Annotated in this window: 14 protein-coding genes and 1 tRNA gene; 13 read left to right on the top strand and 2 right to left on the bottom strand. The window is 64.7% G+C overall.

Annotated elements, in window-relative coordinates; genetic code table 11:
* Positions 1–101 precede the first annotated feature (101 nt).
* Complete coding sequence (locus tag AC5RUP_RS13725) at positions 102–929, bottom strand: ABC transporter permease (protein ID WP_494153207.1); 828 nt, start codon at positions 927–929, stop codon at positions 102–104.
* A complete protein-coding gene (locus tag AC5RUP_RS13720) occupies positions 929–1897 on the bottom strand; it encodes an ATP-binding cassette domain-containing protein (protein WP_494153230.1) in 969 nt (322 codons plus the stop codon). Before AC5RUP_RS13720 ends, AC5RUP_RS13725 begins: the two co-directional genes overlap by 1 nt.
* A gap of 255 nt (positions 1898–2152) precedes the next feature.
* On the opposite strand from AC5RUP_RS13720, the gene AC5RUP_RS13715 reads away from it, so the two are divergent.
* The 13 genes from AC5RUP_RS13715 (at position 2153) to AC5RUP_RS13655 (ending at position 25967) form a co-directional block, all read left to right on the top strand.
* Positions 2153–3874 carry an ATP-binding response regulator gene (locus AC5RUP_RS13715; RefSeq protein WP_494153208.1) on the top strand — a complete coding sequence of 574 codons (1722 nt, stop codon included), beginning with the start codon at positions 2153–2155 and terminating at the stop codon, positions 3872–3874.
* A gap of 425 nt (positions 3875–4299) precedes the next feature.
* Positions 4300–5337, top strand: coding sequence for a hypothetical protein (locus AC5RUP_RS13710; protein ID WP_494153209.1), 1038 nt, complete (start codon positions 4300–4302; stop codon positions 5335–5337).
* Positions 5338–5542: 205 nt separating this feature from the next.
* The gene (locus AC5RUP_RS13705) at positions 5543–5929 is read left to right on the top strand and encodes a SpoIIAA family protein (protein WP_494133394.1); all 387 of its coding nucleotides are present in this window, start codon (positions 5543–5545) and stop codon (positions 5927–5929) included.
* Positions 5919–7502 (top strand): putative bifunctional diguanylate cyclase/phosphodiesterase, encoded by a 1584-nt coding sequence (locus AC5RUP_RS13700; RefSeq protein ID WP_494133393.1) that lies wholly within the window; start codon positions 5919–5921, stop codon positions 7500–7502. Before AC5RUP_RS13705 ends, AC5RUP_RS13700 begins: the two co-directional genes overlap by 11 nt.
* Before the next feature lie 110 nt (positions 7503–7612).
* Positions 7613–7684: transfer RNA gene (locus AC5RUP_RS13695), tRNA-Gln, on the top strand.
* A 56-nt stretch (positions 7685–7740) separates the two neighbouring features.
* On the top strand, positions 7741–9279 hold the full coding sequence (gene glmU, locus AC5RUP_RS13690) for a bifunctional UDP-N-acetylglucosamine diphosphorylase/glucosamine-1-phosphate N-acetyltransferase GlmU (RefSeq protein ID WP_494153210.1): 1539 nt from the start codon (positions 7741–7743) through the stop codon (positions 9277–9279).
* Positions 9276–10256 (top strand): ribose-phosphate diphosphokinase, encoded by a 981-nt coding sequence (locus AC5RUP_RS13685; RefSeq protein ID WP_494068170.1) that lies wholly within the window; start codon positions 9276–9278, stop codon positions 10254–10256. The genes glmU and AC5RUP_RS13685 overlap by 4 nt, the downstream gene beginning before the upstream one ends.
* Before the next feature lie 315 nt (positions 10257–10571).
* Positions 10572–12839: a LuxR C-terminal-related transcriptional regulator gene (locus AC5RUP_RS13680; protein WP_494153211.1), complete on the top strand. Its 2268-nt coding sequence runs from the start codon at positions 10572–10574 to the stop codon at positions 12837–12839.
* Complete coding sequence (locus AC5RUP_RS13675; protein ID WP_494153212.1) at positions 12836–15538, top strand: helix-turn-helix transcriptional regulator; 2703 nt, start codon at positions 12836–12838, stop codon at positions 15536–15538. Before AC5RUP_RS13680 ends, AC5RUP_RS13675 begins: the two co-directional genes overlap by 4 nt.
* 597 nt (positions 15539–16135) lie before the next feature.
* Positions 16136–17494 carry a diaminobutyrate--2-oxoglutarate transaminase gene (gene ectB, locus AC5RUP_RS13670; RefSeq protein WP_494153213.1) on the top strand — a complete coding sequence of 453 codons (1359 nt, stop codon included), beginning with the start codon at positions 16136–16138 and terminating at the stop codon, positions 17492–17494.
* 101 nt (positions 17495–17595) lie between these two features.
* On the top strand, positions 17596–19086 hold the full coding sequence (locus tag AC5RUP_RS13665) for an aspartate kinase (protein ID WP_494153214.1): 1491 nt from the start codon (positions 17596–17598) through the stop codon (positions 19084–19086).
* A gap of 364 nt (positions 19087–19450) precedes the next feature.
* A complete protein-coding gene (locus tag AC5RUP_RS13660) occupies positions 19451–24694 on the top strand; it encodes a Pls/PosA family non-ribosomal peptide synthetase (protein ID WP_494153215.1) in 5244 nt (1747 codons plus the stop codon).
* Positions 24663–25967, top strand: coding sequence for a heparan-alpha-glucosaminide N-acetyltransferase domain-containing protein (locus tag AC5RUP_RS13655; RefSeq protein ID WP_494158654.1), 1305 nt, complete (start codon positions 24663–24665; stop codon positions 25965–25967). The genes AC5RUP_RS13660 and AC5RUP_RS13655 overlap by 32 nt, the downstream gene beginning before the upstream one ends.
* Positions 25968–26149 lie beyond the last annotated feature (182 nt).

The raw sequence follows: 26149 nt of genomic DNA, 5'->3' as shown, positions 1-26149 counted from the left end.
CCCAAGCGGCAGTGCAGCGGCCGGGGCCGGAGCGGAATGTCCGCTTCCCGCGCGAGGTGTCGGGGCCGGCACCGGCCCTGCTGCGGCCAGGCGGGCGCGTCTCACCGGGTCTGCCGTTTGGTGGTCCGCACGCCGACGACCAGCCCAACCGCCGCGGTGAGCACCGCCGCGACCAGGCCCCACAGCGTGTCCGAGCCGATGGCGCCCGCGAACAACTCCCGCTCGGCATTGACCAGATAGGTGAGCGGATTGAACCGGCTGAGCACCTGCATCCAGCCGGGCCCGGCCTCTACGGGAAGCATGATGCCGGAGAGGATCATCAGCGGGAACAGCAGGGTCTGCTGCACGCCCCAGAACACCCATTCCGTCCCCTGCGTGACCAAGGCCAGCGTGTAGGAGAGCGCCCCGATGCCGACCCCGAAGATCCCGAGGATCAGCAGGCCCAGCAGGACCTGCAGCGGATGGAAAACGAACCCGAACGGGATGCAGACCACGGCGATGAGCAATCCCTGCGCCACCAGCGGCGCCCACTCTTTCAGCGCCCGTCCGATCATGAGCGAGGAGCGGGACAGCGGTGTCGCCAGGACCCGCTCATAGGAGCCGGTCATCAGTTCGTATTGCAGGTTGGAGCCGGTCATGGTGGTGCCGAACAGGGAAATCATGACGACGACGCCCGGGAGGAACCACTGGAGCGAGCTCTCCCCGCCGAAGGCCTCGGCCCCGACGGCCGCGCCGAGCAGGGGGCCGAAGAGGGCCAGGAAGATCAACGGCTGCAGCAGCGAGAAGATCAGCGAGAACGGATCCCGCAGCACCAGGAGCAGCTCGCGCCAAAAGACAAACTTGGTGTCCCGGACGACTTTACCCAGGCCGGGCTTGGTCACAGGGGCGCTCCCGCTGAGGTTTGCCGCGTCTGTCCGCTGCGGTTGCATCAGGCCTCGGATCCTTCCCGCAGGCTGCGCCCGGTCAGTTCCAGGAACACGTCGTCGAGGGTCGGCGGGTTGAGCTGGAGCGACGTCACCGGGGCGCCGGCATCGTCGAGCGCCTTGAGCAGCCCCGGAGCCAGCCGCGCGCCATCGGTGAGGCGGACGCGGAAGCGGGCGGCGCCGTCGTTGCTGCTTTCTTCGAAGTCGCCGTCCGCGGCAGCGCGGCCGAGGATGGCACGGGCGGACTGGGCGGAGTCCCGGGAAACCTCCACGGCCAGCAGGTCCCCGGCCAGGTTGGCTTTCAGCCGGGCCGCCGTATCGTCGGCAATGATGCGGCCGTGGTCAATGACGATCACCCGCTCGGACATGGAGTCCGCCTCGTCCAGATAGTGGGTGGTCAACACGATGGTGGTTCCGTGCTCGGCCCGCATCCGCATGATGTGCTCCCACAGGTTCGCCCGGTTCTGCGGATCCATCCCCGTCGATGGTTCGTCGAGGAACAGCAGTTGGGGCGAATGCATGAGCCCCAGGGCCACATCCATGCGGCGGCGCTGGCCGCCGGAGAGCTTGACGACCGTCCGCTTTTCCAGTTCCTGCAGGTCGAGCGTTCGCAACAGTTCGCGGGCGCGCGACCGGGCGTCGGCGGCGTTCATCCCGTAGAAACGGCCCTGCATGACCAGCTCGTCGATGACGCGAAAACTGTGCCCGCCGCCGTTGCCCTGCCCGATGTAGCCGATGCGTGAACGGACCCCTGCAGGGTCGGCCGTCACATCCACGCCGGCGACGGTGGCGCTGCCCGAGGTGGGCCAGAGCAACGTGGTCAGCATCCGCAGCGTGGTGGACTTGCCGGCGCCATTCGGGCCCAGGAAGGCCACCAGTTCGCCGGGCGACACGTCGATGTCGACGCCCTTGACCGCCTCCACCGTTTCCTTCTTGTTTTTGAAATGTTTGGTGAGTTTGTCCGTATGGATCACCGGGGGCTCCCAGTCGTTGCGATGGAAAAACGCTACGCCCGCCGAGAGCCTGGAGTCTACGGACACGAAGCCATCGCGGACAGCCTCGGTCCTGGAAGCACGCACCGGCCTTTCGGGGCCGGCTACGGGGGAGGGGGTGCGCGCCGGAGGCAGGACGGAACCTCCCGTCGTACCGGTGAGAGCACTGCTACTCTTCATTCATAACGTCGGGGGGCCGGGACGACGCCGGGCCGCGTTCAATGCAGGAGGAATGCAGTGCGGACCGTTGCAGGTGAGCCCGGGGCGGCAGCGCGCCCAACCGTACTGGTCGGCGCGGTGGACCCTGAGACCCGCGGGTTCCTGCGCAGCGTCCTGAGCGATGCCGGCATATCGGTCGCGGCGTTGACTTCCGCGGCCGAGGTGTTGGCCGAGGTGCAGCGCAACCCGCCCGACATCCTCTTGGTGGACGCCGCCGACATGTCCCTGGCAGGGATGGAAGCCGTGCGGCGGCTGTCGGACAGCCAGCCGGGCGCGCAGTGGCGGGTGATGCTCATGGCCACCGAGGACGAGCTGCACTTGGTGGAGCGCGGTTACGAGCTGGGCGTCTCCGACTACCTGATCAAGCCGCTCACGGCCGCCAGTGTGGTGAACCGTGTCCGCGTGACCCTCGCGAGATCGGAACACCGGCGACGGGAACGCAACGGGGTGGCCGTCCTGCGGGAGCGGATCCGGAATGTATCGGACGGCATTCGCAGTACGAACGACCCGGATGAAATGATCAACCTCGCGTTGTGTGGCATCGGCGAGGCCTTCGAAGCCGACCACGTCTGGGTGCGTACCCTGGCGGACGAACGGGTGCCGCATACCACCGCTCAATGGATCAGCGAATCCACCCAGGGCTCCATGCCCTACCGCAGCGACGAACAGGTGCTGGAGCTGTCCTCGGCGCTCTGGGCCAAGCACAGCGTGCTCACGTCGGCCGACGACGGCGGCATCGACATCGCCGCATATCCCCATGTGGCCGAATGGCTCGCCACCCCGCGGGGCAAATTGTCCCTGCTCGCGCCCTTGGGGCAGGGCCCGCAGGCTTTCGGCTTGCTGTGCCTGATCCGCACAGGGCAGCCGCGGCCATGGTCCCCGGCCGAGATTTCACTGCTCCAGCACGTAGCCGGCAACCTGGCCCACGGTCTGATCCAGGGGCACCTGATTACAGTTCAACAACAGGTCGTGGAAAAGCTCCGCGAGCTGGACCAAGCCAAGTCGAACTTCGTGGCAACGGTCAACCATGAGCTCCGGACTCCGTTGACCTCCATCGCCGGGTACCTGGAGCTGGTGCTGGACGGAGACGCCGGTGAGGTCCCGGAATCAGTGGCGCGGATGCTGAAGATCGTGGGTCGCAATGCCGCGCGGCTCCGCGAGTTGATCGAAGACATGCTCACCCTGTCCAGGATGGATTTCCAGAGCAGCGGGTTGAAGACGGAACCGGTGGACCTGCCACGCCTCCTGCGCACGGTTTCCACCGCGCTGGAGCCGGTGGCGCAGGCCAAGAACGTAAAGCTGGTCGGTGAGGGGCTGGACAGCCGGCTCGCCGCTGACGGCGATACCAAGATGTTGGAGCAAGTCTTCACCAACATCCTGTCCAATGCCGTCAAGTTCACGCCGCAGGACGGGGAGGTGCGGGTCACGGTCGGCCTCGGCGGCGAGAACGACGACGGCGTCCCCTGCGCCGTGGTCAAGGTCGCCGACAGCGGGATCGGCATCCCGGAAGAAGACCTGCCCCAGCTCTTCTCGCGTTTCTACCGGGCATCAAACGCCCATGCCATCCAGGGCACCGGCCTGGGCCTGGCCATCGTCAAGGGGATGGTCGACCAGCACCGCGGCGATATCTCCGTGGAGTCGAGGGTCGGCATCGGCACGACCTTCACGATTACACTGCCGCTGTATTCCGGACCGAAACAGCAACCCGCCGACGCTCCGGACGCAGTGGCTGTCTCTTAAGCCACAAAGGCCGTGGCACGCGTCCGAAGATGCATGCCACGGCCTGAGCGGCGAGCGGGAATCCCGCTCTATTTACTTACTTAGTGCGGCCAGTTGCCACTCTGGATAGAGTAGCCGCCAACGACCAGCGACGGCTTGCTATCAGCGGCTGAGGCAGCCGTGGCGCCGGTAACAGCCAAAACTGCTGCTAAAAGTACTGATGCCGTAATTTTCCTCATCGGGGCTCCCTCTTGGTTATGCACAGTTTTGCAAATCTATGCAGCGGTGGTGACATCGACAAGTGTACATTCATGGCTACCTATTCACCTAGGGGTTAAACGACACACAGGGTGTCTTCAGGCCGGCGGGGCGGCCCCCGGAATATGATCGTATGCGGGTGGGAGTACGAGCTATCGCCCGGCCATTAGCGTTTGGAGGATTCGCACATGGTGTCGGCCGATCCTGAGGGAAGCACAGTTTTTGCTCAACTGCGGGCTCGTGAGGCTTTCGCGCGCAGAGAATATGCGCAGGCGCTCAACCTCGCGAAGCAAGTATCTGCAAGGGCTCTAGCTGCCGGCGATGATTCTACGTGGTGGCAGATGACTATGTTCCAAGCTGATTGTCAGCGGGCAATGGGACTTAATCGCGCCTGCATTGATACGGCTGCGCTCTTGCTGGAACATCCACTAACGGTTGGGTCGGCCGAGCTTCAGTGTCGAGCACTAAACCTCTTGTCCGACGTTAGCCAAGCGGTGGGTGAACTTGAACAAGCGGTTGGATATGGTGTCAGGGCCGCCAGGATTGCTCGCGGCGGTGAGGTGCCGCAGGACCTGCGTATAGGTTCCTTGCTGGCACTCATTGCTGCCTTGGCGGAGAGCGACCAATTGGAACGCGCTTGGCAGGAAAGTCAGCAACTCATACGGCTGATTGACACCACCGTCGATACTCAAACGGCAGGAAAGTGTTATTGGGTCGCGGGGAACGTCGCTTTCCTTAGACAGCAGGCTGCCGATGGGGTGAAGTATCACAAGCTGGCGGCTGAGCATCTATCGCCTTCGAATGATCTCGCTCTTTGGGCATGGTTCAACCGCGCTTCGGCGGCTATGAGGTTGACGGCCGGTATCGCCGACACAGAAACGGCCGATTGCATGGAACGTGCTGAACTCGCGGCGACCATTATCGGTACGGATGACGGGGACCTCTTCAAAAACATGCTCAATCGTGCGCATTGGCACTTTCTTAACGGTGAATCGAGCAGCGCAATTGAGCTGCTGACGTCGATTTGTGCGCAGTCCTCGGCGATGGCACACCACACGGCGGGTGAAGCAAATATGTTGCTTGCCAAAGCCCTTCAGGAACAAGGTGATGGTGCATCGGCCCTACGCCATTTGAAGGACAGCCAAGCGTATTTCACCCAAGCCGGCGCCAAGGATCGGGCGGCGCAGGTCGCGGCTGCAATCGCCGAGTTTCCGAAGGCTTCGTAACATGCATTCTTCATCGTGTCATTGAGCGTGTCGTGAACTCCGTTCGTTTACGCTGTGAACAATTGGCAGTTCTGAAGCAGTAAGTTCTGGATTTGTTGGACGGGAGCGAAAGCTTCCACCGAATCGTTGGAGAGCGGATGCACGTGCTAGGTCATGGCTGGCCCGAGAGGGTTGCAGGAGCGGTATCCAATGACGACGCGGCCGCATGAGGCGCGTGGTTGACGCGGCCGATGCCGTTGCAGCCGATGTGATCTGTGCCGGCGACGGCATCATCAGCGTCGATCTTCCGCGCGGAGCAGCCTTCACCGACGAAGTCGCGGCCCGCACGTCAACGAAACTTCGCGTGCTTTCCGGCGGCCATCCTTGCCGCGTCCTGATGCGGATGACGGGCGTCACCTCGATTTCCCGCATGGCCCGGTCGATGCTGGGGCGGCAGACAAACGCATCCGCCATTGCCCTCGTGGGCGAGTCTCCGGTAGACCGCGTGATCGCCAACTTCGTGCTGGGAACCGAACCGTCCGAATGCCCGGTCCGCTACTTTGACTCCGAACCACAGGCCCTCGCGTGGCTGGAACGGGACAATGCCGCATAATCCCGATCCTCGGCTCCAGCAGTTGGTCGACGGGATGGTTCGCCTGGCCGGAGGCGATCTGACCACCAGGATCGCCCCCTCCCCGGCACGCGACGATATTGACGCCGTCATCACGGGCGTCAACCTCTTAGCCGAGGAACTGCAGCTCAGCTACATGGAATTGGAACAGCGCGTCGAGCAACGCACGGCCGAACTGCGTCAGGCCCATCGGGACATGAGCCGGATGGCCCTCACAGATGCCTTGACCGGGCTGGCGAACCGCACAGCCCTGGCCAAGGACATGGACGTAGCGCTCGATGATGCGCGGTCCGGCCAGCGCGCCCCGGCTTTGCTCCTGCTGGATTTGGATTCCTTCAAGCAGGTCAACGACAGTTTTGGCCACGACGCCGGCGACCGCGTACTCACCGTCGTGGCGAACAGGCTGAGGTCCGTCGTGCGCGATGGCGACACGGTGGCACGGCTGGGCGGTGACGAATTTGCTGTCCTTCTTCCGCGCGCGACGACGGACCTCGCGCTCCAAGTGGCCCAGCGGATTCTGGGCGTGCTCAATGACGAAATCCAACTGGACGAAGTCACCGTCTGGCCCCAGGCCAGCATTGGCGTCCGGGTGGCAGATGCGGGACAAACCGCGCAGAGCCTGCTGCTGGACGCGGACACGGCCATGTACGAGGCGAAAAAAGACTCTCAGAACCGCACCAAGGTCTTCCAGTCCCACATGCTCCAGGCGCGCCAACTGCACAATCAGATGGCGTCCGAACTCCGCGGCGCCATCGCGACCGGCGGTTTCGAGCTCGAGTACCAACCGGTGGTGGATCTGTGCACGGGCCTGCCGATCGGGGTGGAAGCGTTGATCCGGTGGAACCACCCGGTGCGTGGACGGGTGATGCCGACCGATTTCATCCCCATGGCGGAACAGACCGGCCTGATTGTTGACCTGGGCCGGTGGACATTGTCGGCGGCCGCACACCAGTTTGCCCAGTGGTCCGCCGATCTGAACCTGGACCCGGCGTTCCAGATCCGCGTAAACCTCTCGGTAGCCGAGCTCCAGCGCATCGACTTGGTGGAGCACGTTCGGGGCGTCTTGCGGGATTCCGGGATGCCGGCCGAGTCGCTGGTGCTGGAAATCACGGAGACCGGTTTGGTTACCGGGGGAGAAGTCGAGACCTACTCCTTGCTTGCCCTTCGCAAGCTCGGGATCGGCATTGAAATTGATGACTTCGGAACCGGCTACTCATCGATCAGCTACCTGCGCCGGTTGCCCGTTGACATGGTCAAGGTGGACCGGTCCATCATTGCTACGCATTCAGCCGACGGCTCCCAGCAGGACTTCATCGGTGCCGTACTTCAGCTCATTCGTGCTGCGGGGCTGGACGCGATCTTCGAGGGCATAGAGACGCGGGAACAGGCCGAACAATTGCGCGATCTTGGCTGTAGCGGTGGCCAGGGGTTCTACTTCAGCAAGCCGGTGTCGGCAGCACTCATGACCCGGCTGTTGCGCAGCGGTGCCAGCCTGCCGGCGGCCCTCGAGCCATCCTGTGAAGACGTACCAAGCCTGGCGACCGGGGCGGAGTGACCGGCACGGATCCCATGTGTCGGCGGCCCGTGCCGCCGAGTCGCATCGAGGTTGGCAAACGTGGCAAAATGGACACTTGTGCCACCGGGTCAGTGTTCTTGGTGGCACGGTCCGCCCTGGTGTAATGGCAGCACCCCGGCCTTTGGAGCCGTGGAGTATAGGTTCGAATCCTATGGGCGGAACGACCACCGGCCGGTAAACCGGAGGTGCCGCGGCAGGTAGGATGCCGTTAACCCAAATGCACCGGCCACACCGGAATCACCGCAGCGAGGAGTGCTACTTAGTGAGCCCCCAGGACGTCCCTGAACAAAACGTCACAAACGCTTCAACACCGGCAGCGGTCATCGTCCTGGCCGCGGGGGCGGGCACCCGGATGAAGTCCAAAAAGCCCAAGATCCTGCATGAGATCGGCGGCGTCTCCATGGTGGGCCACGCGCTCGCTGCGGCCCGCGGCCTGGCACCCGCGGTGCTCGCCGCCGTCGTACGCCACGAGCGTGACCAGGTGGCGGAACACATTACTTCGCTGGATCCGGACGTACTGATCGTCGACCAGGACGAGATCCCCGGTACCGGGCGCGCAGTGGAGGTGGCGCTGGAGGCCCTTCCCGCCCAGCCGGACGGACCCGTGGTGGTCACCTACGGCGATGTTCCGCTGCTGACCACGGCGCTGCTGAAGGAACTCGTGGCCGAACACGCCTCCAGTGGAAATGCCGTTACCGTGCTGACCGCGGTCCTCGATGACGCCGGCGGATACGGGCGGATCATCCGCGCCGACGACGGCAGTGTCCAGGGCATCGTCGAGCACAAGGACGCCACGGACGAACAGCGCGCGATCCGTGAGGTCAACTCCGGAATCTATGCCTTCGATGCCGGCGTCCTTCGCGCCGCCCTGTCCAGGATCACCACGGACAACGCCCAAGGCGAGAAGTACCTGACCGACGTGCTGTCGCTGGCCCGGGCCGACGGCGGCCGGGTAGCCGCCGTCGTCACCACCGACCGCTGGCAGGTGGAGGGGGCCAACGACCGGGTCCAGTTGGCTGCCCTGGGGGCGGAGCACAACCGGCGGGTCTTGGACGCGGCCATGCGGGCCGGCGTCAGCATCGTGGATCCCTCATCCACCTGGATCGACTCGACGGTGACGTTCGGCACCGACGTGACGCTGCTGCCCGGCACCCAACTGCACGGCGCCACGCACGTCGCCTCCGATGCCGTGGTGGGGCCGGACACGACCCTGACGAACGTGACCGTGGGCGAGGGCGCATCGGTCGTCAGGACGCACGGCACCGATTCCGAGATCGGGTCAGGCGCCACCGTTGGCCCGTTCACCTACCTGCGCCCCGGCACGGTGCTGGGCGAGAAGGGCAAGATTGGCGCGTTCTACGAGACCAAGAACGTGACCATCGGCAAGGGCGCCAAGCTGTCCCACCTGGGCTATGCCGGGGATGCGGAGATCGGTGAGTATGCCAACATTGGCTGTGGCAACATCACCGCCAATTACGACGGCGAAAAGAAGCACCGTACCGTCATCGGCTCGAACGTGCGCACCGGCTCGAACACCGTCTTTGTGGCTCCCGTGCACGTGGGTGACGGTGCCTACTCCGGCGCAGGCGCGGTGATCCGCAAGGATGTGCCGCCCGGAGCGCTCGCGGTCAGCGTCGCACCGCAACGGAACCTTGACGGCTGGGTGCAGAAGAACCGCCCCGGCAGCTCATCTGCAGAAGCTGCCACCCGAACTTCCTCCACGCAATCCCCAACTGCAGAAAGTGATCCTTCATGAGCGGTATCAAGGCACAGGGCGAAAAGAGGCTGGTGCTGGCCTCCGGACGCGCCCATCCGGAACTGGCGCGGGAGATCGCCAAAGAGTTGGAGATCGACCTCCTGCCGACGTCCGCCTACGACTTCGCAAACGGCGAGATCTACGTCCGGTTCGAGGAAAGCGTGCGCGGTACCGACGCCTTCGTGATCCAAGCGCACCCGGCTCCCATCAACGAATGGCTGATGGAGCACCTGATCATGGTGGACACGCTCAAGCGGGCCTCGGCCAAGCGCATCACCGTGGTCGCTCCGTTTTACCCGTATGCCCGTCAGGACAAGAAGCACCGCGGCCGGGAGCCGATCTCGGCCCGTCTGGTGGCCGATATGTACAAGACGGCCGGCGCGGACCGGCTGATGTCCGTCGACCTGCACACGGCGCAGATCCAGGGCTTCTTCGACGGTCCGGTCGACCACCTGATGGCCATCCCGCTTCTGGCCGAGTACGTGCGCACACGGGTGGACCTGGACAACGTGACCGTGGTGTCCCCGGACACCGGCCGCGTCCGCGTTGCCGAACAGTGGGCCGAGCGCCTGGGCGGGGCTCCGCTGGCCTTCGTGCACAAGTCCCGCGACGTGAACGCGCCCAACCAGGCCGTGTCGAAGCAGGTCGTCGGCTTGGTTGAGGGCCGCACTTGCGTGCTGATCGACGACATGATCGATACCGGAGGAACCATTTCCGGCGCCGTACAGGTCCTGAAGAACGCCGGCGCCAAGGACGTCATCATCGCGGCAACGCACGCCGTGTTCTCGGATCCCGCCGCCCGCCGGCTGTCCGAGAGCGGTGCCCGGGAAGTGGTGGTCACCAACACGCTGCCGATCCCGCCGGAGAAGAACTTCAAGGAGTTGACCGTCCTGTCGATTGCTCCGCTGATCGCCCGCGCGGTCCGCGAAGTCTTCGAAGACGGCTCGGTCACGAGCCTCTTCGACGGCAAGGCCTGACAGCGGCGGCCTGACTTAGTTTCAACCAATCTTCACAGGTTCCTGAGCGGGGCCGGCGACGGGGGTGACTGCCTACTCCCGTGGTCGGCTCCGTTCCCGTCTCAGGAGGCTTCCCGTCTCCAAAGCCCTGGCCGCGGGGTGGAGTAGTCCTTCGAGACCGGGACTATACCTTCGCCGTCGTAAATCATCTGCCGCTGCCGTTCCCGGCCCACCCGCGCCGCTACTCGTGTACAAGGCCGGACTCGCTGGCTATGGTTAATTTTACGTCCGATGGGGGTCGGGCGTTGGGGGCAGGGGAAGAAAGACGGTCTCGCCATGAAGGCTGACACTTTATTCAGTCATGCGCTTGTGCCCGGCCCGGACGCCGTTCTGATCGGCCGGGTGGAGGCGGCAGGAGCGGTTCTTGAAGCGCTGACGGACAGGGAATCCGCGGGCGCGGTCGTCGTCGCGCCCTCTGGATACGGGAAGACCCTGCTGGCACGGCATGTGGTTGAACATCTTGGGGAACGCGTCCTGGTCGTCCAACTGCGCGGCACCGAGTACGCGCGCAGCCGCTCCTACGGGGCGCTGACATACTTGCTGGCCGAGTTGGATGACTCGCAACTGACGCACCCGATGCTGGTTCTGGACGGATTGTCACAACAACTGAGCCAGGCAGCCGGCGGCAGAGACATCGTCCTGCTGATCGACAATGCGGAGCATATCGACGGCGACTCCGCGACACTGCTCGGCCAACTGGTCACGAGGGGAGACGTACGAACCATTATTCTCGCCCGGGATTTTTCGGCGGTTCCGCCGGCGTTCCTGAGCCTGGGCCACGACCCGCGAATGAGGCGGATCGACCTGCCTCCCCTGAACCAGTCGGAAGTTGGGCAGCTGGCTGCGACCGGGCTGGACGGACGGCTTTCACGCGAAGCGGCGCGGGTGCTGCAGGCGCATTCCGGCGGGAGTCCACGGCTGGTTCCGTTGCTGGTCAGGGATTACGCATCCTCAGGTGCTCTCCGGGAACGGAACGGTGTATGGGTCCACACCGGAAAACCGGTCCGGCTGGGGCCGCCCACGGTGAGCACTGTGTGCGCGAACCTGAGCGGTTTGAACGACGACGTTCTGGATCTCGCCCGCCAACTCGCGGAATCCGGCGGTCTTCCCCTGTCCGATCTGCAGGCGACCGGGCGCGGCGGTGCCTTGGACCAGCTTCAGTATCGCGGGATAGTTGGCATCGGTTACCGTCCGGCCCCAGTGGCCGAAATCGCTGACCGGCTCATGGCCGAGGCCCTCCGAGCTACGTCGCCCGACGGCCACTATCGGTCCCGGCCACCGGCCGTGACCCGGACGACCCTCCACAGCCACCCGGAACCAGTCCGGAATGGCTTGGTGCCGCCGCTGGATACGGCCCGGTCCATGGTCTTCCAGGGTGAGTACGCTGGCTCGGTAGACCTGCTTCGGCGCTGTGCAGAGGATCCCTTTGTCCCGACGTGGCAGAGGCTGCTCAGCCGGGCCCTGCTCTGCGAGTCCTTGGCAGCCACCGGGCGCAGCGACGATGCGCTGGCGGTTGCCGACGAGCCGTGGCCCGACCTTGCAACGGTGGCTGAAGAACGCCGCCTGGAGATCCACCAGCACCGCGCCGCAGCCTACTTGCTGTCCGGCTCCTGGCTGGACTCCGCCGGGCATATCCGCCAGTGCGGCCGCCGTGGTGATCCCGGCGGTACGTGGGAGGAACTTGTTGACGGCATCGTGCTGGCCTTGACCGGTGATCTGCACCGTGCAGCGGGCCTGCTGCGCTCTGCCCGCGCGCAGTTGTCGGAAGCGGATCCCGACGGATTGGCAGCTTTGGCCGAAGCGGCCTCGGCTTACTGCCGGGCCATGCTCAATGAAGCCGGCGGCGAGGCGGGAACAGAGCCACCCGGCGGCGGGGCAAGCCCCTGGCTCATTGGCCGCCTGGAAGGGCACTTTCGCGCCATGGCACGGGCGGCCAGCGGCGACGTCGAAGGTGCGCTGCGGCTGCTGCGGCAGCACGCGGCTGCGGACCGGTCGGCGGCGGTCGGCGCACTCGAGATGATGGCGCTGGCGGCCATGGTGCGTCTATCCGGGGTGGACGAGGATCAACGGCTGCTGGAACTTGCCACGCGGTGCCAAGGACCTTTCGCCAGTATCTGCGAAACGTATGGGAAGGGCCTCGCTGCCGGAAACGCCAGCCTGCTTCTCCAAGCGGCCGAGCAAGCGGCTCGAGCCGGTCAACTGACCTTTGCCCGCGACGTGGCCGGCCAGGCTGAGGCGGCCGCAGACAGATTGGGACGCGCCGATGTACTCCGCAGGGTCAGGCGCAAGGTTCGTACACTCCTTGAGGACGGGACGGAATCAGGCTACGAGGCTGCCTGGCGCGGGCGCCTCACGGCGCGTGAACAGGCTGTTGCCAGGTTTGTTGCCGAAGGCCGCAGCAATCACGCTGTTGCCCGGGAACTGGGTGTCTCGACCAGAACGGTCGAAGGCCACTTGTACCAGGTATTTTCCAAACTGCTCATTCGCAGCCGTCAAGAGTTGGCCGAGATGCTGGCTCCGGAGTCCCCTGGCTCAACCGCATGAGCGTGTCCGGCTTCGCGGGCGGGCGCCGGAACCTCGTCGACGCGGTGACCGTTTGCCTCGCCGGCCCGGCAACCGGCGGCGCGGTGCTTTACGGAGACGCCGGCATAGGGAAGTCCACTGTCGCGGATGAGGTTGTCCGGAACCTTGGGGACACGGTGCGGGTGCAGCGGGCACGGGCCGAACCAACCCTGGCACAGGTGCCCTACGGCGCGCTCTTTCCTTATCTGAGGGGAGTGACCCCCGCGGAGTTGGAATCTCCGCTGGCAGTCCTGCGGACGGTGCGCTCCTCCCTTGCCAAGGGCCCCGCAGGCGAGGCTCGTCCCCTGTTGCTGATTGTCGACGATGTCCATGATCTGGACGACGCGAGCAGCCATCTGCTGGCGCAACTGGTCATGGCGCGCTCGCTCAAGATCCTTGCGCTCTGTAGAAGCTGGAGCACGCAGCCGCGGGAGCTCCTTGAATTGTGCCAGGACGGGATCCTGGAAGCCTTCGAAGTGTCGCCGCTCACGACGGCGGAAGTCCGCAACACCCTTGAACAGATGTTCGGAGGGACCGTAGCAGGCGGGACGGTGCTGATGCTGCAGCACAAGTCTTTGGGAAATCCGCACCTCCTGAAGGCCCTGGCCGGCCATGCTGCTGCAGCCGGCAATGTGGTGCAGCACCACGGAGTGTGGCGGATGATCCGGGAACCCACTGGCCTGGATCCAGGTACCACTGATCTGTTCAAGGGACTGGTTAACGGGCTGGAGGCATCTCAGCGGCGTGTGGTGGACATCGCGGCGTTGGCCGGCTCCGTGCCCGCTGCAGCGGCCGGTGCCCTCTTCGACAGTACGGCGATCCGATCCTTGGAGGAGATGGGGCTGTTGGCGGATATGCGCACCGGAAACCTCGCCGTGCGGCTTCGGTTCCCGCCGTACGCGGACGTTATCCGATCCATGGTGCCCGCAGGCTGCAGTGGGGAACTTCTCAACCAATTTTTGGACGTCATGAACCGTCTGGAACCTGCGCCTGAGAGAGCCAGGGTGGAGCTGGTGCGCTGGCAGGTTGACGCCGGCCGGCCGCCGTCACCTGAAGAATCACTGCGTGCCGCGTGTGCCGCCAATGACGAGTGTGACCATCCGCTGGCCTTGAGGCTTGCCGATGCCGGCACGAACGGCCAGCCTGCCGCTCTGGTGGAACGAGCGCGCGCTCATTGGGGGCTGGGTGATAGCTCGGAGGCCAAAACGGCACTGGACCTGATCCATGAGAACGTGGACCATCGGACAATCGCGGCCGCAGCGCTGCTCCGGGCGTCCCTCGTGGAGCCGGAAGCCGGCTACCGGGCCCAGCTTGAAAAGATTTCCTCCGGTTGGATGGAAGCAGCGGGGGCGCAACCCTCGACGGCCCCGGGCGACGCTCCGGTCGCAGCGGCCGCCTGCCTGGATGCAGCAACCGGTGCTTGGTTGCTGCAGGCTTATGCGCACATGTTGGAAGGAGACTTCGGGACGGCCCTTGATCGGCTGGCGAACGCCCCTGCCCCTGGGCCTGAGGATGCTGGAGTTACCCGGCTGCTTGCCGGTACCGTCAAGGCGCTTTGCCTGGCGGAAACCGGCCGCTTCCGGCAGGCGGCGGAAGCCGGGACAGAGGCCCTGAAGTTGGTCGCGGCAACTCCCTCGCTGCGGGCCTTCTATCCCTTTGTCTTCTCCCGGAATTTGGAGTCCCTGTTGATCGCCGGCCGCTACCAGGAGGCCGAACGCGCCCTGGATGAATACAGCAGGACCGCGCCGTGCCGGCACCGTTGGTTTTCAGGCAATGAATCCGCTCTGCGGGGACTGCTTCTCTTTCGAAGGGGCCGGATGAAGCCCGCGGTCCAATCGTTGGCGGAAGGTATCGGCCCGCTGCGCCATGAGGATCAGGGGATGCTGCTTCCCTCCGTGCTCGGAGCTGCAGCAGCCGGCGCGGCTCTGTTGGGCAACGGCGGGCAAGCCAAGGACTTCCGGATTGGCCTGCAGGAAGAAGCGGGCGCCGGGAGCCGCCCGCGCCTGCTTGTAGCCTCTGCCTACGCTGCGGCTGCTGCAATAAACCGCGAGGGCCCGCCGGGAACGGCAGGCCCGAATCCTGTTTTTCTACTGGACGAACTTCAAGCCGCCGCGGCAACGGCCAGTGCCGCGGGATGGGTCAGCGCAGAGAAGGAGATCCTGGAGCATCAGCTCCTGCTAGGGGACGGTAGCGGGGCGGCCCGTCTCGCGGAACTGTGCGCCCCGTTGGACGGACCCGAAACCCAGGCTTTGGCGGCTGTCGCGTCCAGCAGGGCCTCATCGGATCCGGGGGGTTTGATGGCAGCAGCCGAGGTGGCAACGCGGGCAGGCAAAGATCTTCTAGCGGCCACGGCGATGTCCTGGGCATCGGGCATCTACGAGCGGCAAGGGCTTCAACGCCAGCACAACGGTGCACTGCACCAATTGCGGGTAGCCCTGCGCCGACTCGACGGCGTCACGACTCCTGCGACCGAGCGTGCCCGGGGGAGTGCACCGGCATTGACCGCGCGGGAGCAACAAATTGTCCTTTTAGTGCGCCGGGGCGCCAGCAACAAGCAGATCGCGGAGTCCTTGACGCTCTCTCCCCGGACCGCCGAGGGACACCTGTACCGGATATACCGCAAACTCGGGGTCGAGAACCGCCAGCAGTTGATCCGGTATGCCGAAGTACTTGATCAGTGAGGGCCAACAGCGAGTATCTGACGCGCGGATCCAAGTACCGCCCGCGAAGCAGCAAGTAGGCCGTCGGTCATGCCGGGGCAGGAATCGGCCGGATTGTCGCTCCAAGTCGAGTGTCGGCTACTTGGGCATACAACGTAGCCGCTTCCTAGGCTGAAACTGTCGAAAGCTTCGGTAGAAACCAAGGGGGCGTGAGGCTTTCGACGGTTATCGGTTCCGGGACAGTCCGCGGGCATGCGTCGGCGGGCTGTGACATCCATCCCGGCAGCCGTATTGGGGTACGGGCCTCGTTTGGGACACGGGCAGCATCGCGCATCCCCGCAGGAGCACAGCGCGCGCTGGTCGATCGCAGAATCCGTCTGGCGGAACGGATTGGGGACCCGGTTGAACAGATTGGGGAATCGTCATGATCGAAGAACTCGTCAAGGTCTCGAGGGCCTGCCACACGCATGGTTACACATGCGGAGGTCCCGCACGGTCCGAGGCAGCAGGACGGGACGCCGGGGTTGTCCGCGCCTGCATCCCGGCACTCACACGCTCCCCTCGCCCGGAGGAGACGTGCCCGGGGCGGCGGCCCACGACAGCTAAGGCAGGCAACTGATGGATATTTTTACCTCTCTGGAGTCGGAGGTCCGCAGCTACTGCCGGACCTGGGATACCGTTTTCGACCACGCCGCCGGGGACACGCTGCATAGCGAGGACGGCAGGGAGTACCTGGATTTCTTTTCGGGCGCAGGAGCACTTAATTACGGGCACAATAATCCGCTTCTGCTGGAGCCGCTGATCACTTACCTGCGCTCCGGGTCGGTCATTCATTCACTTGATATGAAGACGACGGCGAAGCGGCGATTCTTAGAGACGTTCCTGGAACTAATCCTGGCACCGCGCGGTCTCGACTATAAGGTCATGTTCACCGGCCCCACCGGGACGAACAGCGTCGAAGCAGCGTTGAAGCTGGCGCGCAAGGTTACCGGCCGTCACCAGGTGTTGGGCTTCACCAATGCGTTTCACGGGATGACCCTCGGTGCCCTGGCGGTAACGGGGAATTCACTAAAACGCCAAGGCGCGGGAGTTCCGCTCAATAACGCCTCCAGCTTCCCTTACGACGGCTACTTCGACCAGCCCACGGAAGATTTCCTGTGGCTGCAGCATGCGTTGGAGGACAGCGGGTCCGGACTGGACAAACCCGCCGCAGTCATAGTCGAGACGGTTCAGGGCGAGGGAGGATTGAGGGCGGCCAGTGGAAGGTGGCTGCGGCGACTCTCTGATCTCTGTCACGAGCACGGCGTGCTTCTGATCGTCGATGATGTCCAGGCCGGTTGTGGGCGTACCGGCACGTTCTTCAGCTTTGAGGAAGCAGGTATCCAACCCGATATTGTCTGCCTGTCGAAATCGCTGTCCGGTTTCGGGCTGCCGCTTGCCGTCATGCTGTTAAAGCCCGAATTGGACATCTGGAAGCCCGGGGAGCACAACGGCACCTTCCGCGGCCACAACCCGGCCTTCGTGACCGGGACCGCGGCCCTGGAGCACTTCTGGAACGGCCGGGGATTCGAACGCGACATCGCGGCACGGTCAGCACAGTTGCATGCAGCTCTGGCAACGATGGCGGCCGGCATCGAAGGCGCCCTTGTGCGTGGTCGAGGGCTCTTGGCCGGCGTGTATTTTCCGGACCAGACAATGGCACGAAAAGTTGCCGCCGAGTCCTTCGCCCGTGGCCTGCTGGTGGAAACCTCCGGGCCGGAGGGAGAAGTGCTCAAGGCCATGCCTGCCTTGACTATCAGCGCGGAAAACATGACGCGCGGGCTTGACCTGCTGGCAGAGGCAGTCCGGTCGGTCGCCGGTGAACGGCACGTCGAAGTGCCGGGAAACCGTGGTGGGGACGTGCCAAGGCCACGGGCGGCCAGCTCGGCGCTGCTGCAGGCAGCGGGCACACCGGGCCGGGCAAACATTGGCAAATAGGCGGATTGCTCTGGACGGGCGCAGCAGGGCAAGCCGGACTTGTGGCGGGGCGGCGACCGCACCCGAGGTGCAGCGGCAGCCCAGCAGGATTGGGGGTCAGGGTGAAAAACTTCAAGCGCATAGATGAAGCCATGGATGAAGCTGCTGTCCGCATGGCGCAGGACTCATTCGAGCTGCCGCGCAGCGCCCCGACGATCGGCGGGCCGCTGCCGTGGGGCGAACGACCGGCGGCGGCGGTCGCGGCGGGACGACCAGCGGACATCATAGTGCAGAAGTTCGGCGGTTCGTCGGTAGCGAATGCGGACGGAATTCGACGCGCCGCTCAACGCGTGGCTGAGACACAGGCATCCGGATATCACGTCGTTGCGGTCGTCTCCGCGATGGGCGACACCACCGACGAGTTGTTGGATCTCGCGGCCAGTGTCTCGCCGCATCCCCCGGCCCGCGAACTCGACACCCTGCTGATGACCGGCGAACTCGTTTCCGCGGCCTTGCTGGCGATCGCCTTGGCCGATCTCGGCGTCGATGTCCGGACCTTCACCGGCAGCGAGGCGGGCCTCATCACCGACGACTGCCATGGCAACGCACGCATTATCGATGTCGATCCGCGCCGAATACGTACCTGCCTGAAGAACGATGAGGTCGCCGTCGTGGCAGGGTTCCAGGGCAAAAGCCGCAAAGGGAAGACGGTCACCACTCTTGGGAGGGGAGGTTCGGACCTGACCGCCGTGGCGCTCGCGGCAGCCTTGGGTGCAAGCGTCTGCGAGATCTACACGGACGTCGACGGTATTTATACGGCAGATCCGCGGATCGTCCCCAATGCCCGCAAGATCGACGTGCTCGCCAGCGAGGAAATGCTTGAGTTCGCAGCCGCCGGGGCAAAAGTTCTCCACCTCCGATGCATCGAATACGCTCGCCGCTTCGGTGTTCCGATTCATGTCCGATCTTCGTTCGTGCAGAAGCGGGGCACCATGATCCTGCCCGGCCTCGACCAGCCCCGTTCGGATGCGCACGCAGGCGAACAGACTCTGGTTTCGGGCGTGGCAAGCGTTAACTCCGCGGCACAAGTCACGGTCGCCGGTATCCCGGCCTGCTCGAGGACAGCCTCACGACTCCTTCAGGAACTCGCCGGATCGGGTCTGAACATCGAAATGATCGCCCAAAATCCGCGGGATGCGGGGACCGAAATTGCCGATATCACCTTCACCCTCCCGTCCACGGAGGCCTCGGCAGCCCTTGCCGCCCTGGACGCGGCCCGGAGCCGCATCGGATTCGAAGCCCTGTATCACAGGGGAGAAGTGGGCAAGGTCTTGCTCACCGGACTCGGGATGCGCTCTTCGCCCACTACCCTCAGCACCTTCTTCAGGGCGCTTTCGGACGCCGGGATCAGTCCCGAAATGATCTCCATCTCGGAGCTGTGCATTGCGGCCGTGGCACGCGCCGATGAGCTTGCGGATGCTGTTCGCGCGCTCCAGAACGCCTTCGGCCTCGGGCCGCCGGAACAGGAAGCAGTGAGGGACCGTACGCCAGACACGCTTCCGCAGTTCGGGGTTCAGGCGCTCGCCGCTACGCAACCAGGATCTTCCGCATGATACCTGCCGGAAAGGAAAAGTCCGAGGTTAGGTGCCGTGCCGGCCTAAGAACTTCAGCTTTTTGTCCCAGCGAGCAGGGACTGGCCCCAGTGACCCCTTACACCCACGTGCACCGCCGAAACGGGAGGCACCAATGGCTCCAGCCGAGAACTCGTACCCTGGATCAGAGGACACGACCATGCTGGTCAGGCAGTCCCACGCACGGAGACCGTCGGCCGGGGCGCATAAGGAGGCGCCCAAAGAATTAGTCGCGCTGGCTGCTCCAAGGGACCATGCCCCGGCAGGAGCCAACGAGCGGGCCGACAGCACAATCACTCCCGCCACCGGAGTGTACTCAGGGGGGCCTGCCCCGATCCCTCGAACTTTGCTGGACATTCTCTTTGGCACCGTGGACGAGTACCCGGACGCGGTAGCGGTGGATGACGGCACCACCTCATTGAGTTACCTGGCGCTGCTGAATCGGATCGAGTCCCTGGCCCTGGACCTGCGCGAACGCGGGATCAGTGCCGGAGACCGGGTCGGAATCCTGATGACCCCTGGTACGGTCGACCTCTACATCGCCGTGCTGGCCGTACTCGTTCGCGGAGCGGCATGCGTCCCTGTCGATCCTGACGAGCTCGGTGACCGGGCCGCGTTGGTATGGCAAGAGGCTGAAGTATGCGCGGTAGTCGGACCCGGGCTTCGGGTCCGTCCCGTCATCGGAGCGCCCGCCCATGGGGAAGCCCGCCCGCCCACCGCCGACGACGATGCATGGGTCACCGTCAGCTCAGGCTCAACCGGCCGATTCAAGGCAATCGCCGTGTCGCACCGGTCGGCGGCCGCCTTCGTGGACGCTGAAGCGTCGGTCTTCTGCGCCGAGGACCCGCTCGGGCCCCGCGATCGTGTGCTGGCCGGTCTCTTCGGCAGGTCCGGCCTGTGCGACGAAATGTGGCTGGCATGGCGGCACGGCGCCTGCTTGGTGCCGGCACCTCCCGAAGTCATCCGCTCCGGCGAAGACTTGGGCCCGTGGCTGGTGTCACGGGGTATCACCGTAGTCCCAACTGTGCCTGCCCTGGCTGCACTATGGCAGGCGGAACAGCTGCAAGACGTCCGGTTGCTGATCTTCGGCGAGGAATGCCCACCGGATCTTGCGGCGAGGCTGGCTGCCCCCGGCAGGGAAGTATGGACCACGTACCGTCCCATCGAGGCCGCCGTCGCCTGTGCTCCGGCCCATGGGGCGACCCCGGCACCCATCGGCCGGCCGCTTCCCGGCTGGCAACTGGCCGTCGTGGACAGGAACGACCAGCCTGTCGCCTGGGGCGAAGAAGGAGAGCTGGTCATCGGCGGGGTCGGCCTGGGCCGGTGCCTCGATCCCGGTGATGATGCCGAGAGATATGCCCCCCTGGACACCCTCGGCTGGCCCCGGGCATACCGCACTGGAGACCTTGTCCGCGCCGATTTCGAAGGCCCGGTATTTGTCGGCGGCACCGGCGGACATGCCGGACCCGCCGGACGCCGAGCCGGGCGCCCCGAGACGGGGCTCACCGCAGCGCCGCACGAGGTTCGCTCGGAGGATCCGGCACGAGCGGCTGACCTTATCCAGGAAGCGATGACAGCCACTTTGAACCCGTTGCTGTTGCAGTCCCCGCACCACCAGAGCGTGCGGTGGTCTCCGGGGGAGCGGCTGGAAGCGCTCTTCGAGAGCCGCTGCGACTCGTTGCGCCGCGAAGGCCGGGCAGGCCAGTTGGCCGTCGACTCCGAAGACTCGACCTTGACCTACGATCAGCTTGACGCACGGGCCAATCAGCTGGCCCGGTACCTGCTCGCCGACGGAGCCCACGCCGGCGACCGCATCGCGCTGCTGTTCGACCACGCGGTTTGGTCCTACGTCTCAATACTGGCGGTGCTGAAGATTCAAGCGGCGTATGTACCGCTGGACGCCGGATTTCCGCCGGACCGGCTGGGCTACATCATGGAGGACTCCGGGGCCAGCCGCGTGCTGACCCTGAGCCACCTGGCCGGTCTCTTGCCGGAGGACTGCCCGCACGCCCTGAGTTTGGACACGGCCGCCACGGACATTGCCTCCCTGTCCGGCTCCGGGCTCACAGACAGTGAGAAGCCCGCCCCTGTCGAGAACTTGGCCTACGTCATCTACACCTCGGGGTCCACGGGCCGCCCCAAAGGGGTGGCCATTGAACACACCAGCATCTGCAACTTCGTCCGGGTCGCCGCCGAGGTCTACGGATATCAGAGCGACGACCGCGTCTATCAGGGACTGACGATCGCCTTCGACTTTTCTGTCGAGGAGATGTGGGTGCCGTGGATGGTCGGCGCGACCTTGGTGCCCAAGCCGAGTTCGAAGAGCCTGCTCGGGGCCGACCTGGAACGGTTCGTGATCGACAACCGTGTCACAGCGATGTGTTGCGTACCCACCCTGTTGGCCACACTGGAGCATGAGCTCCCCGACCTGCGTTTTCTGCTGGTCTCCGGGGAGGCCTGCCCGCGCGATCTGGCCGAGCGCTGGCACCGGCCGGGCCGGAGATTCCTTAATGTGTATGGGCCTACCGAAGCGACCGTGACCGCCACGTGGGACGTTATGCATCCCGACAAACCGATCACCCTCGGCCAGCCTCTACCGACCTACACGGTCATGATCCTGGACCCCGAGGAACCGCGGGCCCTGCCGCGGGGCGAAATGGGGGAGATCGGCATCGCCGGGATCGGGCTGGCCGTGGGTTACGTGAATCATCCCGAGAAGACAGATTCAGTCTTTATCCCCGACTTTCTGGGCATCCCGAACAACCCTTCGGGACGCATCTACCGCAGCGGAGATCTTGGGCGCATCACCGACGACGGGCTGATCGAGTACTACGGCCGGATCGATACCCAGGTCAAGATCCGCGGCTACCGGATCGAGCTGTCCGAGATCGAATCTGTGCTTCTGCAAATCCCGGGGATCGCGCAGGCAGTAGTCGAAACGCACGAATCAGCACCGGGGATGACCGAGCTTGCCGCGTTCTATACGTTGCGCAACGGCGTCTCCGCCCTCGCGCCCGAGGAGATCAGGGAGGAGCTCCGCGACCGACTGCCAAGCTACATGATCCCGGCCTTCTACGAGCAGCTTGAGACCATGCCGATGCTGCCCAGCGACAAGGCCGACCGGAAGAACCTGCCGACGCCCAGCAACCGGGTGAGCGCTTCGTCCGACGCCGAGTACTGCGAGCCGACGACGGACACCGAGGCCGCTCTGGCCGAGCAGCTTGCCGCCGTGCTGGGATTGGGTCGCGTCTCCGTCGAGGCTCACGTGTTCGACAACCTTGGGGCCAACTCCCTGTTAGTCGCGCGCTTCTCCGCCGCGCTGCGCACAAACACCGACCTGCCGCCGGTCGACCTGCAGGTCATCTACGAGCATCCGACGATCCGGGCGCTCGCCGCGGCGATCACTGCTCCGGCCGCCGCGGACGCGTGGGCGGAACAGGAACCGGACCCGCGGCCCAGACGAGGGCGGATCGCCACATTCGACATCGCGCTTTGCGGTTTCCTGCAGGCGACGCTCGCCATCGGTTACTCCTATGCTTTCATCACGGCGATCGTGGTCGGCTACACCTGGGTCATAGCAGGGGCCGGCATCCTGGAGATATGGGGACGTGCGGTCGTCGTCGGGGTCAGTTTCTTTCTGGCCCTCAGCATCGTGCCAATCGTGCTCAAATGGCTGATCCTGGGACGGTGGAAAGAGCAGAACATCCGCATCTGGTCGCTGGCCTACGTCAGGTTCTGGTTTGTCCGTGCACTGGTCAGGCTCAACCCGCTGGCCTACTTCGTCGGCACCCCGATTCTTCCCTTCTACCTGCGTTTGATGGGGGCAAAGGTCGGCGCCAACGTCACCATCCTCACGCCCATCACTCCGGTGTGCACCGACCTGTTGACGATCGGCAGCGGGACGGTGATCAACAGGGATACGTTCTACCTGTGTTACCGGGCCCACAACGGCTGGATCCAGACCGGCCGGGTCACGCTTGGCCAGGACGTCTTAATCAGCGAGAGGTGCGTGCTGGACATCGGCACTTCGATGGGTGACGGAGCGCAACTGGGCCACTCGTCGTCGCTGCAGAGACAGCAGTCCGTCCCCGCCGGCGAAAGCTGGCACGGATCCCCCGCGGTCCCGACCGACGTGAACTACCGGCTGGTCGAGCCGCTGAGGTGCAGCCGGGTGCGGCGGGTCATTTACAGTGCCTTCCTCCTGGTCAGTAACACGGTCCTGTTCGGCCCGCTGCTTCTACTGGCCATCGCGCTGCTTTTGCCGGCCTACGTGGGAAGCGGCCATTTGAACCATGCCAACCCGGGGTTCTACCTGGACCTGGCCTTCGCTTCTTTCGTCGTGCTGTTCGGGGGCATGCTCGCCGTTCTGGCGGCAATGTCGACGGTTCCTCGAGTGCTTAACCTCTTCCTCAAACCGGGGCGGGCCTATCCGCTGTACGGTCTGCGCTATGCGGCCCACCGACTCATCTTCCGGATGACCAATGTCTTCCAGTTCATGCACATCTGCGGGGACAGCTCCCTGATAGTGCACTACCTCCGTTTGTTGGGTTACAAACAGCCCAACCTGGAGCAGACCGGATCGAACTTCGGGACGGAACTCGACCACGACAACCCGTACCTGACCACTGTGGGATCCGGGACCATCATTTCCGACGGCGTGTCGATCATCAACGCAAACTACTCAAGTACGTCCTTCCAAGTTTCCGAGGTAAAAATCGGGGCAAAGAACTTCTTCGGTAACGACATTCCGTATCCCGCCGACGCCCGTGTGGGCGACAACGTTCTGTTCGGCAGCAAGGTCATGATTCCCATCGACGGCGAGGTCCGGCAAAACGTCGGCCTGCTCGGTTCACCTGCATTCGAGATTCCCCGGTCGGTCGATCGGGACACAGCGTTCCTCAGGATCGACCGCCGGGAGGAAATCGTCCGCCGGCTGCCGGCCAAGAACCGGCACAATGCACTGTCGATTGGGCTGTACCTCGCCAGCCGCTGGGTCCTCGTCCTCACCGGAATGCTGGCGTTCTCCTTCGCCATCATCCTCTTCCCGGGTGTTCCGGGCCTCGGCCTCTACATGGGCACCGTCTGCTTTGGCGCCTTCATGATCGCCTTCTTCATCGTGCTCGAGCGTGCCGCGCAGGGGTTTAAAGCGATGGTCCCGACCGTATGCTCGATTTATGACGTGCAATTCTGGCGACACGAGCGGTTCTGGAAGTTCATCACGTATCCGCTCTATTTCTTCGACGGGACCCCGTTCAAGCCCTTGTTCTGGCGCCTGCATGGCGTCCGGATGGGCAAGCGGGTCTTTGACGACGGGTGCGTCATCCCGGAGAAGACGTTGGTGGCCATCGGGGACGACACGACTCTCAATACCGCCAGCGTCGTCCAGTGCCACTCCATGGAGGACGGCGTCTTCAAACTCGACACCATCACCGTCGGTCGGGGAGTCACCTTGGGGGTCGGCGCCTATCTGCTCTACGACGTCGTCATGGGCGACGGTTCGGTGCTGGAGGCCGATTCCTTTTTGATGAAGGGCAGCCAAGTGCCGGAAGGCACGCGGTATGGCGGCAACCCCGCACGGGAAATTGTCTAGGCACCGGAAGACAAGGACGACGATGGGCGCTATCCAGGACAGCCAGGGTCGCGACGTCGACCCTGCAGGCGCTCAGGCGATGCAGAACCGGAGGCGGCTGGCCGGCATCGACGCGGCCCGCGGACTGGCCCTTCTCGGGATGATCGCCATTCACATCTTGCCGGACGCGAACGAGGACACCGGCGAGCCGACCCTGGCGTGGATCCTGTTCGCCGGGGACTCCGCCGCGCTGTTCGCCCTCCTCGCCGGAGTAGGCTTGGCCCTGGCCTCGGGCGGGTACAGACCGCACACCGGGCGAAGGATGGCGGGGGACCGGCTGGGACTGGCCGTGAGGGCGGTCCTGATCGGGGTGATAGCCCTGGCGATCGCGCCCTTCTTGCAGCAGGAGGATCCTCCCGCCTACGGCATCTTGATCTACTACTCGGTGTTCTTCCTGCTCGCCATTCCTTTCCTCCACCTGCGGCCAAGGACATTGTTCATCAGTGCGGCCGTCTTCGGCATCGTCTCGCCGATCCTGCTGCAGAAGCTGGATCCAATGCTCCCGACATCGTCCACGTTCAACCCCACCGTGGGGCATCTCTTCTTCGAACCGACCGGCGTCGCCTCGGATTTACTACTGACCGGCTCCTATCCGGCCCTGCCGTACATGTGCTACATCCTGACCGGTATCGGGATCGGACGACTGGATCTGCGAAGGCCCAGAGTGCAGGGATACATCGCCGGTATCGGTGCAGGCCTGACAATCTTCGCCAACGCAGCCTCAGCCATCCTGCTGTACGCCATGGGAGGCTTCGAGCAGTTGCTCGCCACCAGCGGGATGACGGAGGAAGAGCTGGACTATGGTCTCGTTTTTGGGCCGGGGATCATTCCGGACACCTCCGCATGGTGGCTCGCCATCGCGACACCGCACTCCAACATGCCGCTGGCAATCGCCAGCAGCCTGGGTCTCGGCCTGTTGGTGACCGGCCTGTTCCTCCTGACCGAGCGGGCGGACGCACGCGTGCTGAAACCCCTTGCCGCGATGGGCGCGATGACACTGACCCTCTATTCCGCGCACCTGCTCGCACTCAGCCCCGAGGTGCACTACGAGGCACCCTTCGTGTGGTTTATTGTGCATCTAACGGTCGCCGTGGCGTTCGGCTTGGTGTGGCGCCGCTGGATGGGGCAAGGCCCCTTGGAGAGACCGATTGCCGCGGCCACCAAAAACGTCGGACAGATCATGGACGACGGACCGTCCGGCTCCACGGCGGCCTCAGGAACGGCTCCCCGCTGAGCCGGGACCTCCTGCCTACCGGGGGAGCTTTGGGCTGCGCCGACCCTTTGGTAGCCGATTTATTTTCGGGCCCCGGTTCACCTCGGGGCACCCTTTCATCCCCGCCCATCCCGACTACTCCAAACCTGCCATCGGACATTGCCTGGCCGACGGAGTCGGCAGCTAGAATGCTGTGGTGATGT

It is taken from the genome of Arthrobacter sp. Y3223151 (assembly GCF_059091125.1).
Note: the sequence above shows the minus strand (reverse complement) of the source record. Positions and strands in the feature narration are given on the sequence as shown.